This is a genomic window from Streptomyces africanus, from assembly GCF_030816955.1.
GTDB classification, from domain to species: Bacteria; Actinomycetota; Actinomycetes; order Streptomycetales; family Streptomycetaceae; genus Streptomyces; species Streptomyces africanus.
Map to the genome: position 1 here is coordinate 4,163,948 of NZ_JAUSYP010000001.1, position 14,719 is coordinate 4,178,666.

The 14,719-nt window shown below is 72.8% G+C and carries 15 protein-coding genes; 6 read left to right on the plus strand and 9 right to left on the minus strand.

Annotation, left to right across the window (positions count from 1 at the left end; translation table 11 throughout):
• Nucleotides 1–38 precede the first annotated feature (38 nt).
• Nucleotides 39–347 (plus strand): ArsR/SmtB family transcription factor, encoded by a 309-nt coding sequence (locus QF034_RS19320; protein WP_307176145.1) that lies wholly within the window; start codon nucleotides 39–41, stop codon nucleotides 345–347.
• Entirely contained in the window at nucleotides 344–1,432 is a 1,089-nt protein-coding gene (gene arsB / locus QF034_RS19325; RefSeq protein WP_307176146.1) for an ACR3 family arsenite efflux transporter, read from the plus strand. Before QF034_RS19320 ends, arsB begins: the two co-directional genes overlap by 4 nt.
• 19 nt (nucleotides 1,433–1,451) lie before the next feature.
• On the opposite strand, the gene QF034_RS19330 is transcribed toward arsB, so the two are convergent.
• Nucleotides 1,452–1,829, minus strand: coding sequence for an ArsR/SmtB family transcription factor (locus QF034_RS19330; RefSeq protein WP_307176147.1), 378 nt, complete (start codon nucleotides 1,827–1,829; stop codon nucleotides 1,452–1,454).
• Nucleotides 1,830–1,994: 165 nt separating this feature from the next.
• Between QF034_RS19330 and QF034_RS19335 the strand changes: the two genes are divergently transcribed.
• Nucleotides 1,995–3,350 carry an NAD(P)-binding domain-containing protein gene (locus tag QF034_RS19335; protein WP_370880818.1) on the plus strand — a complete coding sequence of 452 codons (1,356 nt, stop codon included), beginning with the start codon at nucleotides 1,995–1,997 and terminating at the stop codon, nucleotides 3,348–3,350.
• Nucleotides 3,351–3,377: 27 nt separating this feature from the next.
• Nucleotides 3,378–3,842, plus strand: coding sequence for an ArsI/CadI family heavy metal resistance metalloenzyme (locus QF034_RS19340; protein WP_307176148.1), 465 nt, complete (start codon nucleotides 3,378–3,380; stop codon nucleotides 3,840–3,842).
• Here QF034_RS19340 and QF034_RS19345 read toward each other — a convergent pair.
• Entirely contained in the window at nucleotides 3,766–4,485 is a 720-nt protein-coding gene (locus QF034_RS19345; protein WP_442480575.1) for a cation efflux transmembrane domain-containing protein, read from the minus strand. The two genes, QF034_RS19340 and QF034_RS19345, sit on opposite strands and share 77 nt — an antisense overlap.
• Entirely contained in the window at nucleotides 4,485–4,820 is a 336-nt protein-coding gene (locus QF034_RS19350) for an ArsR/SmtB family transcription factor (protein WP_059420636.1), read from the minus strand. The genes QF034_RS19345 and QF034_RS19350 overlap by 1 nt, the downstream gene beginning before the upstream one ends.
• A gap of 122 nt (nucleotides 4,821–4,942) precedes the next feature.
• On the opposite strand from QF034_RS19350, the gene QF034_RS19355 reads away from it, so the two are divergent.
• Nucleotides 4,943–6,010: a ribonuclease H family protein gene (locus QF034_RS19355; protein WP_307176150.1), complete on the plus strand. Its 1,068-nt coding sequence runs from the start codon at nucleotides 4,943–4,945 to the stop codon at nucleotides 6,008–6,010.
• Between the two features lie 28 nt (nucleotides 6,011–6,038).
• On the opposite strand, the gene QF034_RS19360 is transcribed toward QF034_RS19355, so the two are convergent.
• Nucleotides 6,039–6,287 (minus strand): hypothetical protein, encoded by a 249-nt coding sequence (locus QF034_RS19360; protein ID WP_307176151.1) that lies wholly within the window; start codon nucleotides 6,285–6,287, stop codon nucleotides 6,039–6,041.
• Nucleotides 6,288–6,370: 83 nt separating this feature from the next.
• Here QF034_RS19360 and QF034_RS19365 point away from each other — a divergent pair, with 83 nt between their 5' ends.
• Nucleotides 6,371–6,862, plus strand: a complete 492-nt coding sequence (locus QF034_RS19365; protein ID WP_307176152.1) for a TetR/AcrR family transcriptional regulator — start codon at nucleotides 6,371–6,373, stop codon at nucleotides 6,860–6,862.
• 12 nt (nucleotides 6,863–6,874) lie between these two features.
• Here the strand turns inward: QF034_RS19365 and QF034_RS19370 are convergent, their stop codons facing one another.
• From QF034_RS19370 to QF034_RS19390, 5 genes are all read right to left on the minus strand, one after another.
• Nucleotides 6,875–8,494 carry an ABC transporter substrate-binding protein gene (locus QF034_RS19370; RefSeq protein WP_307176153.1) on the minus strand — a complete coding sequence of 540 codons (1,620 nt, stop codon included), beginning with the start codon at nucleotides 8,492–8,494 and terminating at the stop codon, nucleotides 6,875–6,877.
• Nucleotides 8,495–8,499: 5 nt separating this feature from the next.
• Nucleotides 8,500–11,070 carry an amino acid adenylation domain-containing protein gene (locus QF034_RS19375; protein WP_307176154.1) on the minus strand — a complete coding sequence of 857 codons (2,571 nt, stop codon included), beginning with the start codon at nucleotides 11,068–11,070 and terminating at the stop codon, nucleotides 8,500–8,502.
• A gap of 148 nt (nucleotides 11,071–11,218) precedes the next feature.
• Entirely contained in the window at nucleotides 11,219–11,686 is a 468-nt protein-coding gene (locus tag QF034_RS19380) for an MSMEG_6728 family protein (RefSeq protein ID WP_307176155.1), read from the minus strand.
• A 19-nt stretch (nucleotides 11,687–11,705) separates the two neighbouring features.
• Complete coding sequence (locus QF034_RS19385) at nucleotides 11,706–12,170, minus strand: DUF4383 domain-containing protein (RefSeq protein WP_307176156.1); 465 nt, start codon at nucleotides 12,168–12,170, stop codon at nucleotides 11,706–11,708.
• Between the two features lie 13 nt (nucleotides 12,171–12,183).
• Nucleotides 12,184–14,685 carry a SpoIIE family protein phosphatase gene (locus QF034_RS19390; RefSeq protein WP_307176158.1) on the minus strand — a complete coding sequence of 834 codons (2,502 nt, stop codon included), beginning with the start codon at nucleotides 14,683–14,685 and terminating at the stop codon, nucleotides 12,184–12,186.
• Nucleotides 14,686–14,719 lie beyond the last annotated feature (34 nt).

Sequence of the window (14,719 nt, forward strand, 5' to 3'; positions counted from 1 at the left end):
CCTTCGTCAGCGGTTCACTGGTGTGAAAGTATCAGCCCATGCTGACGTCAGTTGACACTGATCTGATCCGGATCCTGGCCGACCCGCTCAGGCTGCGGATCGTGACCTTGCTCGCCGAAGAGACGCTGTGCACCACCCACCTGGTGGAGGAGACCGGTGCCCGGCAGACCAACCTCTCCAACCATCTGCGAGTGCTGCGCGAGGCCGGGGTCGTCGATACGGAGCCGTGCGGCCGGTACACGTACTACAAGCTGCGCCCGGATGTCATCGCCCGGCTCGCCGGCCAGTTCGCCGACCTGGCCGAGACCGCACGCGCCACCGCCGGCAACAAGAGGGCCTGCCCGTGACCCGCACCGAAGTGGCCGCGACCGCCCAGGAGGCCTCGGTCGTCGCGAAGCTGTCGACGCTCGACCGCTTTCTCGCCGTGTGGATCCTGCTCGCCATGGCCGTCGGTCTGGGCCTGGGCCGCGCCATCCCCGGCCTGAACGACGGCCTCGCGAAGGTCGAGGTCGGCGGCATCTCCCTGCCGATCGCCGTCGGCCTGCTGATCATGATGTACCCGGTTCTGGCCAAGGTCCGCTACGACAAGCTGGACGCCGTCACCGGCGACAAGAGGCTCATGGTCTCGTCGCTCGTCATCAACTGGCTCGTCGGGCCGGCGGTGATGTTCGCGCTGGCCTGGACCTTCCTGCCGGACCTGCCCGAGTACCGCACCGGCCTGATCATCGTCGGGCTCGCCCGCTGCATCGCGATGGTCATCATCTGGAACGACCTCGCCTGTGGCGACCGCGAGGCCGCTGCCGTGCTCGTCGCGCTGAACTCGGTCTTCCAGGTCCTGGCGTTCGGCGTGCTCGGCTGGTTCTACCTCGACCTGCTGCCGGGCTGGCTGGGCCTGGGCGACGGCGAGCACCTCGACATCTCCATGTGGAAGATCGCCCTGAACGTCGTCATCTTCCTCGGCGTCCCGCTGCTGGCCGGGTTCCTCACCCGTCGCATCGGCGAGCGGAAGCTGGGCCGGGAGGCGTACGAGTCCGGCTTCCTCCCGAAGATCGGGCCGTGGGCGCTGTACGGCCTGCTCTTCACGATCGTCATCCTCTTCGCCCTCCAGGGGAGGACCATCACCTCGCAGCCGCTCGACGTGGCCCGTATCGCGCTGCCGCTGCTGGTGTACTTCGCGGTGATGTGGTTCGGCGCCTTCGCCCTCGGCAAGGTCATCGGCCTCGCCTACGACCGCACGGCGACTCTCGCCTTCACCGCGGCCGGCAACAATTTCGAGCTGGCCATCGCGGTCGCCATCGCCACCTTCGGCGTGACGTCCGGGCAGGCGCTGTCGGGCGTGGTCGGGCCGCTGATCGAGGTGCCGGTCCTGGTGGCGCTGGTGTACGTATCGCTGGCCTGGCGGCGGAAGTTCAACGCCAGGCCTTCTCTCTGATCGCGTTCTCGGTGGTGGGTCAGGCTGCGGCCGGAGAGATGGTCAGCAGCTTGCCCATCGCGGACAGCACGGACGGCTCGACGCGGTAGTAGACCCAGGTGCCGCGCCGCTCGGAGGTCAGCAGGCCGGCCTCCTTCAGCTTCTTCAGGTGGTGGGAGACGGTCGGCTGCGAGACGCCGACGTCGGAGATGTCGCACACGCACGCCTCGCCGCCCTCGTGCGAGGCCACCGCCGAGAACAGCCGCAGCCGCACCGGGTCTCCCAGGGCCTTGAACATCCGCGCGGCCGTTTCGGCCTCCTCCGCGGTGAACGGACGTTCGGTGAGGGGCGGGCAGCACGGTGCCACGGCCTCGGGAGCATCGGGTTCCAGTAGCGGCAGCATTCGCGTGTTCGACATGCATCTATGTTGACATGCATCGAACCACAGAGGCCAGAGGCTCGATTCGGCTGATTCGATGATTGTCTATGTTGACGGCTGTCGAAGCAGGTGGGACGCTGGCAGCACAAGTCATCGACGGATGTCGAATCAAAGGGGAACCCCGTGTCCTTGTCGATCAACAGCGTGTCCACTGGTCAGCTGCCCGTCGTGGTCATCGGAGCCGGGCCGGTCGGTCTGGCCGCCGCGGCCCGGCTCGTCGAGCGTGGCCTCGAACCGCTGGTCCTGGAAGCCGGGCCGTCGGCCGGCACGGCCGTACGCGAGTGGGCGCACGTGCGGCTGTTCTCGACCTGGTCGGAGGTGATCGACCCGGCCGCGGAGAAGCTCCTTGCCCCGACCGGCTGGACCCGCCCCGACGGCTCCGCGTACCCCACCGGCGGCGACTGGGCGGAGCAGTACCTCCAGCCGCTCGCCGACGTCCTCGGCGACAGGGTCCGCTACGGCGCCGCCGTCACCGGTGTCGCCCGCGCCGGACGTGACCGCGTCGTCGACTCCGGCCGCGACGCGCAGCCCTTCGCCGTGCACATCCTGTCGGCCGACGGCCGCGAGGAACGGATCAGCGCCCGCGCGGTCGTCGACGCCTCGGGCACGTGGTCCAGCCCCGGCCCGCTGGGTGCCGACGGGCTGCCCGCCCTCGGCGAGAAGGCCGCCGCCGGCCACGTCTCCCACCGCGTCCCCGACCTGGGCGACCCGGTCGTCCGCGCCCGGTACGCGGGCAGGCACACGGCCGTGGTCGGCTCCGGCGCCTCCGCCTTCACCGCGCTCGCCGCCCTCGCCGACCTGGCCCGGGAGGAGCCGGGCACGCACGCGGTCTGGGTCCTGCGCCGCGGTATCACCGGCTCCACGTTCGGCGGCGGCGAGGCCGACCAGCTGCCCGCTCGTGGCGCCCTCGGCCTGCGCGCCCAGGCCGCGGTGGAGGAGGGCCACGCGAGCGCGGTCACCGGGTTCCGTACGCAGGCCGTCGAGCGGGACGGTGACCGGCTGGTCCTGGTCGCCGAGGACGGGCGCCGCCTGGACCCGGTCGACGAGGTGATCGTCCTGACCGGTCTGCGCCCGGACCTGTCCTTCCTCTCCGAGCTGCGGCTGGGCCTGGACGACCGCCTCCAGGCGCCCGTCGCCCTGGCCCCGCTCATCGACCCCAACGTCCACTCCTGCGGCACCGTCCACCCCCACGGCGTGAACGAGCTCTCCCACCCGGAGCAGGGCGTCTACCTGGTCGGCATGAAGTCCTACGGCCGCGCCCCCACGTTCCTCGCGATGACCGGCTACGAGCAGGTCCGCTCCGTCACCGCCGCGCTCGCCGGGGACCGTGAGGCCGCCGAGCGGGTCGAGCTGACGCTGCCGGAGACGGGTGTGTGCGGCGGGGCCGGCCTGTTCGACGAGCCCGACACGGCCGCCGCGGAGGGCGGAGGCTGCTGCGCCGCCCCGGCCACCTTGCAGATCGGCACCGGCGCCCCGGCCACCGCCTCCGGCGGCTGCTGACTCCCCACCCACTCCAGGAGGTTCGCCATGACGTCCCGTGTCCAGCTCGCCCTCCGTGTCCCCGACCTCGCCGAGTCCGTGGCCTTCTACACGAAGCTCTTCGGTACGGAGCCGGCCAAACTCCGCGACGGCTACGCCAACTTCGCCATCGCCGAGCCCCCGCTGAAGCTCGTTCTCATCGAAGGCACCGCAGGCGAGAGGACCCGCATGGACCACCTCGGCGTCGAGGTCGGGACGACCGAGGCGGTGCAGGCCGCCACCGCCCGCCTGGGCGAGGCGGGCCTGAGCACCGACGTGGAGAACGACACGACCTGTTGCTACGCCGTCCAGGACAAGGTCTGGGTCCACGGCCCCGGCCGGGAACCCTGGGAGGTGTACGTCGTCAAGGCCGACGCCGATTCCCTTCCGCGGACGGTCAGTGGCAGCAATCGCAGCCTGGGCGGCAGCCGCACGCCTCGTCCGCGTCAGCGACGGCGTCCGCAGACGTCGTAGCCGAGGGCGCGCAGCAGCCCCTGCCCTGCCAGGCGTCGCGGCCCTCCCTGACGGCGATGGCCGCGATGACGAGGGCGGCGACGGGGTCGGCCCACGACCAGCCCAGGGTGGCGTTGAGGACCAGGCCGGCCAGGAGCACGGCCGAGAGGTATGTGCACAGCAGCGTCTGCCGGGAGTCGGCGACCGCGCTGGCCGAGCCGAGTTCACGACCCGCGCGGCGTTGGGCCGCCGACAGGAACGGCATGACGGCGAGGGAGAGGGCGGCGAGCACGATGCCGGGGACGGAACGCTCCGCCTCCCCCGCCCCGGCCCCCGCCAGCGCGCGCACGGCGTCGACAGTGACGTAGGCGGCCAGCGCGAAGAACGACACCGCGATGATCCGCAGGGTCACCTTCTCCCGCGCCTCGCGCACGGCGTGCTCACGGGCGGAGAACTGCCAGGCCACCGCGGCGGCGGAGGAGACCTCGATGACCGAGTCCAGGCCGAAGCCGATCAGGGCGGTGGAGGAGGCGAGGGTGCCGGCGGTGATGGCGACGATCGCCTCGATGACGTTGTAGATGATCGTCGCCGCGACCAGCAGCCGGATCCGCCGGGCGAGTTCCTCCCGGCGGGCCGGTGAGGGGGCGAGGGATATCGCCGTCATCAGCAGCATCCCTTGTCGTCGGCCTCGGCACAGGTGCGGTCGGTCTCGACGGCCACCACGGCCGCACGCAGGTCGTCCAGGGCGTGACCGAGACGCTCGTCGGCCAGTTCGTAGCGGGTGCGGCGGCCGTCGGGCACGGTGACGACCAGTCCGCAGTCGCGCAGGCACGCGAGGTGGTTGGAGAGCCGGGTGCGCGAGATGCCGAGGGCGTCGGCGAGGTCGGCGGGGTAGGCCGGGGCCTCGCGCAGCGCGAGCAGGATGCGGCAACGGATCGGATCGGCGAGCGCGCGGCCGAACCGGGCCAGCACTTCGATGTCGGGGGCAACAGTCAGCACAGCGCGACAGTACACGGATTCCTGAATTCAGGAAACCTTGGATCGCCGACCGGTCCGCCTTCTTCCCCCGGGCGTATCGCGGTGGGATCATCACGTCGTCTCGGCGCGCTTCGGGAGGGCGGATGGATCTTGCCTCGGGGGAGGTCGTGCTGCACGCGGCCGGGAGATGTGAGGACGGGTACGGCGGGTGGGCGGCGGTCCTGACCTACGGGTCCCACCGGCGCGAGATGAGCGGCAGCGGCAACGGCACCGGCGTGACGCCCCACCGGATGGCGCTGACGGCCGTCGTGGAAGGCCTCACCGCGCTGACCCGGCCGTCGCGGGTGCGGATCTGCGTGGCCGACGAGACCCTGCGCGAGAAGCGCGCCCAGCGCCGCCCGCCCGACGAGCCGGACCTGTGGGAGAGACTGCGTCCGCTGCTCGCCCGGCACCACGTCGCATGGGAGGAACCCGCCGAGTGGGCGGACGAGGGGCCCTGCGATCTGGCCGCCGAACTGGCCTATCACCAGCACCGTGGCGAGGCGGTCAGGGCGGGAGCACGGGGCGAGGAGAACACGCTGGCCGTCGCGGTGGAGCGGTTCCTGGCCGAGCGGTGGGACGACATGCACGCCTTCGAGGCCGCCGATGCGGTCATCTCGACCCTGCGCTTCAGTATCGGCTGGTACGGCGACACGCCGTTCACGGAGATGGAGCCCGCCGAGATCGTCGACGAACTAGGTGGCTTCTTCAGCAGCACCCTGCCCCACAAGCAGCACGCGTCGCCCCACAAGCTCCGGACGGCGCAGCGCGTGGTGACCGATCTGCTGAACTGGCTGGTCGCCAACGGCCACGTCGACGCCGACGTGGCCCGGGACCGCCTGGCGGACATCGACGTCACCGTGGACGAGCGGGTCTGCATCAAGGAGTTCGTCGACGGGTTCGGCGACGACGATCTCGTGCCCTGGCCCGACCGCTCCCCTGTCAAGGACCGCGTCGACTGCCAGTACCTGACGATCGCGGAAGTGGCCGACAGGTCCCTCACGTTCAAGGACGACGACGGATACGACGAGGACGACTGCCCGGTGGTGGGCCCGGTCCCCGTCCGCCCCGAGATCGCCGCCCGGGCCCGGACCGGCTGGCGGATCCTGCTGTCCGCGGTGAAGGTGCGCGGGCAGTGGGGACTCGTCGAGGTGGTCAGCGGGGATCCGTGACAGCCGGCCCGTCGGCTCCCCGGCCGGGTCAGTCCTCGGTGCCGTCCGACCCGCGTGGCCAGATCGCGAGGGCGATCAGGACCGCTGCCCACACCCCCAGCGGCGTGACCGGCCAGTAGTGGCTCAGCTCTTCCCGCTGGGCGCAGCGGGCGGCCCAGAGGGCGGAGAGGATCACTGCTCCACCCAGCCAGTAGCGCCATTCGGTCAGCCAGTCGTGGAGGTCTTTGCGGTTCCGGTCGTCGCGGGTGGGTGCGGGTGCGGGCAAGTCGGCTGTCACGGCCGCCAGTTCGGTGGTCGTGCGCGCCTGGAGGGCCCGTTGGGCGCGGATCTCTCTCCGAACGGGGCCTGGACGAGGTCAGCGTGCGCACCGTGGCCGCCGCGTCCGGCCGCTCCGCCGGGGCCGTGCAGAAGTACTTCCGCACCAAGGACGAGATGCTCGCCTTCGCGGCCGAGCTGGTCGGCGAGCGGGTGGGGCGCCGGATGGCCGGGGTGGACGCCTCGCTGCCGTTGCGGCGCGCGCTGCGGGAGCTGGTTCTGACCACGCTTCCCGTGGACGTGGAGCGGCGGGCCGAGGCCACGACGCAGCTCGCCTTCGCCGTGCACGCGGCGCACCACCCCCGCCTCGCCGCGATCCGGCAGCAGGTCGACCAGGACGTCCGTCAGGCGCTGGCCGCCTGGCTGGAGACCGCCGGGTACGGGGGCGAGGCGGCCGTCCTCGCCGATGCCGTGATCGCGGTGTCCGACGGGCTGGCCCTGCGCATGCTGTACACCCCGCAGGAGCGGGAGCATCTGCTCACCGTCCTGGACCGGGCCCTGGACGCCCTGCTTCCGGGACAGGCGGACGGATCATGAAGTACTGACGGTTCATGAAGTACTGCTGGGGATCACGCAGTTCTGCGGTTGCGGCTTGCCCGTCGGCCAGCCCAGGCCGACGAACTTCAGGGCGCCGGGGCCCCTCCGTCCCGGGTCCAGTTCGACGATCGCGGCCGGTTTGTCGTAGGCGTTGCCGCCCGTGGTCAGGCAGATCAGGCCGCTGGTGCCCTGGACGCGGTGGCGGGACTGGAGGAGGGGCCACTGGCGGCCCACGTCCTCGCGGCTGGGGACCGATTCCGGGTCGTTCTTCTGAGCCTGGTGGAGGGCCTTGCCGATGGTGATGAGGCCGTCGTGGACGAGCATCGTCCGGGAGTCCTCCAAGTCGGGGGTGGAGCCCAGCTTCGTCCCCTCGTTCTCGGTCGCGCTGATCTGCTGCCTGAGGGCGTCCAGGGCCGCCTTCGGCTCGGTCAGGTACTGGGGGAGGTCCTGGTCGGCCGGCCCGCGGCCGTGGGTTGCCTGGTACCGCTTCGTCCAGGCCGCCAGTTCCGTCGTCCAGGCGTCGGGGTGGGCGGGGGCCGCGTACTGCACCGTCACCTTCGGCCTGCCGTCGTCGCCGCGGAGTCTGGCCCAGTCCTTCTCCGTCATGTCCTGCCGCAGCGAGGCCGCGTCCGAGCCGCTGACGATGGTGTAGTGGCGGTCCTTGCAGCCCACCTCGGCGAGCTTCAGGGCGAAGATGCGCAGGTGGAGGGTGCGGCCCGCGAAGTAGATCGTGTCGGCCCGGGAGTCGCAGATGTTGTTGGCCGTCTGCGTGAACTGGTTGCCGGTCGAGCCCGCCCCGTCGATCGACGGGGACTCGAAGGACATCGCGGCGGGGCCGGCCGGGCCCTTCTCCTCGATCCTGCTGAAGGCCTTCGCCAGCGACTCGTTGTAGCCGTCCGGGCGTTTGTCGTAGACCAGGACCGTCCTGACGTTCTGGCGGCCGCGTTCGCCGTTGAAGTCGGCCAGGGCCCGGGCCGCGTCGTCGTTGGTGGGGAGGATGCGGGCCAGGCCCGGGAAGCGGAGCTTCGCCATCCCGTCCGGCCGGTCCTCGTTGGCGATCCGGTCTCCGCTGATCCGGGCGGCCAGCACCGGGATCCTGTTCTCCGTCAGCCGGGCGACGGCCGTCTCGGTGGCGGCGAGGCTCAGGTTGAAGCCGGTGACCGCGCGCAGCCGGTCCTCGGGCGAGGCGGCCATCCGCAGCAGGGTGTCGACGACCTTCGACTGACGGCCGTAGTCCTGCCCGGGGTTGGCCAGCACCAGGCGGATCTTCGGGGGTTCGCCCTCGCCCGCGTTGGCCTGGCGCTGGCCCAGATACGCGCCCTGGAGGTCGCTGCGCATCTGCCGGCGCAGGGCCTCGCGGTCCGACTGCAGCGGCAGCATCATCGCGACCGTGACGTACGGCTGCTTCTCGATCCTCTTGTTCTCGCGTGCGATGGCCCGGGCCACGTCGGTGATCTCCGGGGTGCCGAAGTCGTAGCCCTCGCCGTTGACGCCGACGCACTCGCCGTCGATCCGCTCCACGCCGTCCGCGCAGGTGTCCGGCTTGGTGACGAGCAGGTAGACGAGCACGAGGCCGGCCGCGAGCGCCGCCGCGCCCAGCAGTGAGAAGAGGATCTTCCGCCATCTGGGCATGCCCGTTATCTCCTTCTCCGGAGCTGTTCGGTGCAGGTGCAGCGCAACAGGGGCTGTTCGTTCTCCGCGAGGCCGCTCCAGTCCGTCGCCGTCCTGCTGAGCAGGCCCGCGCCCTCGAAGTCCATGATCGACAGGAGGTCCAGCAGCTTGGCGAGTGTGCGGGCGGTCTCCTTTCCGGTCGGCCTGGTCCGCTCCTCGCACAGCCACACCGCGTGCAGCAGCTGGTCGACGGTGCGGCGCAGCGGTGGGCCGTCCACGGGCACCAGGCCCTGGGCGCGTTCCCGCCGGGCGTCCGCCCCGCCCGGGTACGGCGCCTGGGCGATCTCCAGGAGCTCGGCACACCACTCGCGGGGGCGGCCGGGGAGGGTGACGGCGAGGTGGGTGACGACGTCGTCCACGCCGCCCGAGACCAGGTGGTGGTTCATGCGGTGGGCGGTGAGCGAGCGGAAGGCACCGTCGCCCGGGGATCCGCTTCCCCAGGCCCCGCCGGGCGAGGCTCCGGTGACCGGCGGTCCATCGCCCGGCGCCCCCTGGCGCGAGGCCTCGCCGTCCGGCACCCCACCGTGCAACACCCCGCCGTCCGGGGACCCCTGGCGCGAGGCCTCGCCGTCCGGCACCCCACCGTGTACGGCCCCCGCGCCCGGCTCTCCGCCGGGCAAGGCCCCACCGTCCGGCGCCCCGCCACGCGACGCCCCGCCGTCCGGCGCCTCGCCTCGCGAGGCCGCACCGCCGAGCACCCCGACACCCGGCGACCCGTCACCCAGTGCTGCACCACCCGGCGACCCGTCACCCGGTGGTCTTCCGCCCGGCACCCCGCCGCCCAAGGCCCCGCCGCCCGACGCCGCATCCGACGCCCCACTCCCCCGGCCCCCCGCCTCCCCCACCGCCCGCCGCGCATAGTGGTCGCGCAGCAGGTGATGGTCGGCGTACCAGGCGGCCCCGCCGGGGCGTAGTCCGTACAGCCGGTGCACCAGCAGTTGGCGGAGGCCGAAGTCGCCGATGAAGTGGCGTTCGCAGCCGGGCCAGCCGGTGTCGGTGAGGAGGCGGGCCACGTGATGGGCGGTCAGGTGATGGACGTGGCCCCGCTGGTGGTGGCGGAGCAGGACGTCCGCGCACTCCGTGTCGTGTGCCACCGACAGGTGCGTGAGGAGGTCGAGCCAGTGGTCGTGGTGCTCGGTCGGGAGCCGTACCGGTAACTGGTCGAGGATCAGTTCCCGCAGGAGGACGTCCGCGACGGGGCGTTCGAGGGTGCCGTCGCCGGGGAGCCGTAACGGGGCGTCCAGGATGTCCCGGTCGTTGGCGTCCGCCGGCATGCGGAAGGCGGCGGCGGCTTCGGCCAGGCGGATCACGGTGTGCGGCCGGCCGCCGCTCAGCCGGGCCACGGCGGCGTCGATACGGCGGCGGTTCGTGCCGCCCTCCGGTTCGGCGCGCTGCTGTCTTCGTACGGTCTCCCGGCGGAGCTGGTCGCCGGTGAGCAGCGGCATCCGCAGCAGGAGCACGCCGTCGGCCAGGGGCGCCCGGTCCGCGCTCTGGTCCGTACGGCGGGACCAGGCGGGCGGGGGGCCGTCGGCGGGTCGGTACTCCGCCGGGGGCGTCACCTCCTCGGGCGGCAGGCCGCCGTGCAGGAAGGCACCGCCGTCCGGCCGGCGAGCCGTGCCGACGATGACCACGCGGTCGCGCTGTCCGCCCCGGCGGTCCGTGAGCACGCCGCGCAGCAGCTGCTCGCCCAGGGGCGACTCGGCGTGGTCCAGCAGCAGGCCCGGGCGGCCGACCCGGCGCAGCCAGCCGATGGGTGCGGCGTAGGCCGCCTCCAGGTCCTCGCGCAGGGCCCGGAAGAGAAAGCTTTCCGCGACCTCACGCGCCTCGCCGCCGGCCCGGAAGTCGGCGGCGAGGATGCGCAGCCCGATCCTGGGCTGCCCCGCGGCGCCGGGATACGCGCCGTAGACCCGCCCCAGTTCCGCCCTGCCCCGGGGCGCGAGCCCCTCGAAGAGGGCGTCCAGGAGGGCGTTGCTCACGGCCGCCGAGTACGGGTCGAGCGCCTGCCCGAGGGTGGTCAGGAGGTTGCGGATGGTGCCGCGCAGGACACCGCGCCAGAAGTCGCCGACGCCCAGACCGCGCAGGCGTTGCTTCTGGGCCAGGTCCTCGTAGCGTTCGGCCTCCGTCGCGACCGCCTCGGGCGTGCCCTCGGCGACGCCGGTCGCGATCATGGCCAGGCCCGTGAAGAGCCGCGGGAAGGCGAACGAGCCGCCGGTCCCCTGCCAGGTGCACAGCCGCCGGGCCACCTCGACCAGGGCCTCGGTCGCGGCCGAGCGGGCGCCGGGCTCCGGGGCGGCGCGGTCCTCGTACACCGGGGAGGCACAGTCCAGGTGGATCACCGGCACCTTGGCGGCGAAACGGTCCCGTACGGCGCGCAGCAGCCGGCCCTTGCCCATGCCCGGGCCACCGGTGAGCAGGACGACGGGCAGGTCGGGGCCGTACAGCAGGTCCCGGCCGGCTCCCGACGGCGCCCGCCCCAGCAGCCGCGCGAAGAAGCCCTCCTCGCCGAGGAGTTTCTCGAACCCCAGTTCTTCACACACGGACCCCCCATGGAGTGCCTGCCCGCCCGCAAGCGGGTGACCGGTGACCGATGTGCCAGAAAAGATCCAGTGGAACACGGAACGGTCTGATCGGACAACGGGGGCGGCATGGAAGGAAGTTGGCCGTAGTGCCTACGCGGGCGCCGGTCTACGCGGCCCGGTCCGACGCCGGCCACACGTACGGCAGGTCGTCCGGGACGCCGGGGAAGAGGTCCGCATAGGTGGCGGGGTCCTTGCGGACGAGGGCCGAGCGGTGGCTGTGGTGGAAGGGGGCGTCGCCCAGCCAGGGCGGCAGTTCGCCCTCGGCCGCCAGGACATGCTGGTCGCGGACCTGGGCGTGCGGGCGGATCGCCGCGAGGTCGGCGACCAGGGTGGCCGCGCAGCTGTCCTGGTGGCCCTGTTCGCGCCAGACGCGGCAGATCTCCAGGCCGTAGCGGACGAGTGCCTCCTGGTATCCGGCCCACATCCGGACCGCCGGGTGGTGGCGCCAGCCGTACCCCGGTACGACCAGGCCGCGCAGCACCTGCACGGCCTCGACCCGCTGTTTGCCGAGCCGACGGCGGTCCAGGACCAGCGCCGACTCCCGGAAGCCGGGGTAGGGGAGGAAGGTCTGCACGCCGTCCCGTCCGGGATGCCTACCGCTCCGCGTCGGCGCGAGAGTGGCGGGTCCGGCGGCGGCCGAGGGCCAGAGCCAAGGCGATCATCAGGATGCCCAGGGCGAAGTGCAGCCAGTCGTCCGCCGAGTTGAGCGGGACGAAGTTGGCGTCGCTGTCGTGGCCGACGGACAGGCCGTAGACCCACAGCACCAGATAGACCGCGCCGCCGACCAGCAGGTACGAGTACGCCCCGGTGGCCGTGCCGGCGAGCACCAGGCCGAGCAGACCGTAGACCAGGTGCACGAGGTTGTGCAGGACCGAGACCTGGAACAGGCCCAGCAGTTCGGCGCCCGACTCGTGGGAGGCGATCTCCATCGACCCGTAGTCGGTGGTGACGCCGGGGATGAAGCCCAGCACGCCGACCACGAGGAAGACGACGCCCACCAGCTGGGCGGCCCGCTGCACGGGCGCCGCGGGGGCCCGGTGGGAAGGGTGTGCGGTCATGGCCGGTGGATCCTCACTTGAGAGGCAGTGTCTGTTCGGCCCAGATGGTCTTGCCCGTGGTGCTCTGGCGCGTGCCCCAGCGCTCGGTCAGCTGGGCCACGAGGAGCAGGCCGCGCCCGCCCTCGTCGTAGGTGCGGGCACGCCGCAGGTGGGGAGCGGTGTTGCCGCCGTCGGAGACCTCGCAGATCAGGGTGTTGTCGTTGATCAGCCGGAGCTGGATCGGCGGCCGCGCGTGCCGGATGGCGTTGGTGACGAGTTCGCTGACGACCAGTTCGGTGACGAAGACCGCGTCGGACAGCCCCCACCTCTCCAGCTGCGCCACCACGTCCTTGCGGGTCTGGGCGACCGCGGACGGGTCGTCCGGCACCGCCCAGGTGGCGACCTGGCTCGCGTCGAGTGCCCGGGTGCGGGCGACGAGCAGGGCCACGTCGTCGGCGGGGCGCGGCGGCAGCAGGCCGGCCAGCACGGTGTCGCACAGGGCGTCCAGCGAGGGCGCCGGACGGGCCAGGGCCTCCCGCAGCCGGTGGACGCCGGCGTCCACGTCCCGGTCCCGGTTCTCGATCAGGCCGTTGGTGTAGAGGGCGAGCAGGCTGCCCTCGGGCAGGACGACCTCGGTGGCCTCGTGGGGCAGGCCGCCCATGCCGAGCGGGGGCGCGGGCGGGAGGTCGATCAGCTCGACCGTCCCGTCGGGGCTCACCACGGCCGGCATCGGATGCCCGGCCCCGGCGAAGCAGCAGCGCCGCGACACGGGGTCGTACACGGCGTACAGGCAGGTCGCGCCCAGGTCCCCGGAGGTCTCCCCGCTCTCCCCGTCCTCCCCCTCCACGCTGAGCCGGGTGACCAGGTCGTCGAGGTGTGTGAGGAGCTCGTCGCACGGCAGGTCGATGTCGGCCAGGGTGCGTACGGCCGTCCGCAGCCGGCCCATGGTCGCGGAGGCGTGCAGGCCGTGGCCGACGACGTCGCCGACGACCAGGGCCACCCGCGCCCCGGACAGGGGGATGACGTCGAACCAGTCCCCGCCGACGCCGGCGTGCCCGCCCGCCGGCAGATAGCGGGAGGCGACCTCGACCGCCGCCTGCCGGGGCAGCCGCCGCGGCAGCAGGCTGCGCTGGAGCGTGACGGCCGTGGTGCGCTCCCGGGTGTAGCGGCGGGCGTTGTCGATGCTGACCGCGGCCCTGGCCGCCAGTTCCCGGGCCAGGACCAGGTCGTCGTGCCGGAAGGGGTCGGGGTTGCGGTACCGGAGGAGGAACGCGACGCCCAGCGTGACGCCGCGGGCGACGAGCGGCACGGTCATCACCGAGTGGATGCCGAACGCCCCGATCTTCGCGGCCCGCTCCGCGTCGTGCGCGAGCCACGCCGCGAACGCCGGGTCGGTCACCTCGTGCAGGGTGGCGCGTCCGGCGCGCAGGCTCTCGTAGGGCGCCGAACCCTCGGGGTAGGCGTCCACCTGGCCGGCCGCCACGACCGACTCCGGGGCCCCCGGGGTCACCGACCGCAGCGCCACCCGCCGCAGCAGCAGCGGCCCGTCCGCCGGAAGGACCCGGGCGGGCGGTTCGGGTACGTCGTCCAGCGCGGCGACCAGATCGACGCTGACGAAGTCGGCCAGGGCCGGGACGATCACGTCCGTCAGCTCCTCGGCCGTGCGCCGCACGTCGAGCGTGGCGCCGATGCGCCGGCCGGCCTCGGCGATCAGCTGGAGCCGCTTGCGGGCCCAGAACTGTTCCGTCATGTCGTGTGCGGAGAGGCAGACGCCCTGGATCGTGCCCTCGGCGTCCCGCAGCGCGGACTCGAAGACCGACCAGGCGTGCTCGCGGGTCTCGCCCGGGGCGCGCAGATAGTTCTCCTCGTACTGCATCTCACCCGTCCGCAGCACCCGGGCCATGCTGCGTTCCGCCCGCGCACCGGCCTCGTCGTCGACGATCTCGGACACGCGCAGGCCCAGCATCTCCTCCTCGGTGAGCGCCATGGCCTGCTGCATGCCCTCGTTGGCCCGCCTGAGCCTGAGCCGGGTGTCGTAGAGCGCCAGGGCGCAGCACGGGGACTGGGTGAAGCTCCAGCTCACGAGGGATTCGTCGAGGGCGGGCGGGGACTGCCGGCGGGTCAGTGCGGACAGGAGAAGCCAGGCCGGGGCTCCGGTACCGGGCGCCCTGTGGTGGGCGAGGACCCGGACGGTCAGTTTCCGGCCGTCGTGGTGCCGGAGCGCGACATCGCCGCTCCACCGGGGCAGTCCGGCGAACGCGGGCGGGCCGCCCCGGGCGGGGATCGGCTCGGCCAGCAGCCCCGCGGCGGGGCGGCCGGTCATCTGGCGGGCCGAGTACCCGAGGAGCCGCTCGGCGCCCGTGTTCCAGCCGGTCACCCTGCCCTGCTCGTCGAGGGTGACGCGGGCGGTGAGGGACTCGCCGACGAGGTCCGCGAGGGCTTCGGGGGTTTCGGTGGCGTGGGTGGGTTCGGGTTCCGCTCCGAGCGACCGGTCGGCCCGGTGGCCGGCCCGGCCGACGGTGACGGGCTGCTCCATGATCGGTCATCTCGCTCTGGCGGGGAATCTGCGG

Coding starts and splice junctions, on each gene's coding strand:
- QF034_RS19345 (WP_442480575.1), bottom strand. CDS start 4,485: ATGACGGCGATATCCCTCGCCCCCTCACCGGCCCGCCGGGAGGAACTC.
- QF034_RS19330 (WP_307176147.1), bottom strand. CDS start 1,829: ATGTCGAACACGCGAATGCTGCCGCTACTGGAACCCGATGCTCCCGAG.
- QF034_RS19385 (WP_307176156.1), bottom strand. CDS start 12,170: ATGACCGCACACCCTTCCCACCGGGCCCCCGCGGCGCCCGTGCAGCGG.
- QF034_RS19320 (WP_307176145.1), top strand. CDS start 39: ATGCTGACGTCAGTTGACACTGATCTGATCCGGATCCTGGCCGACCCG.
- QF034_RS19340 (WP_307176148.1), top strand. CDS start 3,378: ATGACGTCCCGTGTCCAGCTCGCCCTCCGTGTCCCCGACCTCGCCGAG.
- QF034_RS19355 (WP_307176150.1), top strand. CDS start 4,943: ATGGATCTTGCCTCGGGGGAGGTCGTGCTGCACGCGGCCGGGAGATGT.
- QF034_RS19370 (WP_307176153.1), bottom strand. CDS start 8,494: ATGCCCAGATGGCGGAAGATCCTCTTCTCACTGCTGGGCGCGGCGGCG.
- QF034_RS19390 (WP_307176158.1), bottom strand. CDS start 14,685: ATGGAGCAGCCCGTCACCGTCGGCCGGGCCGGCCACCGGGCCGACCGG.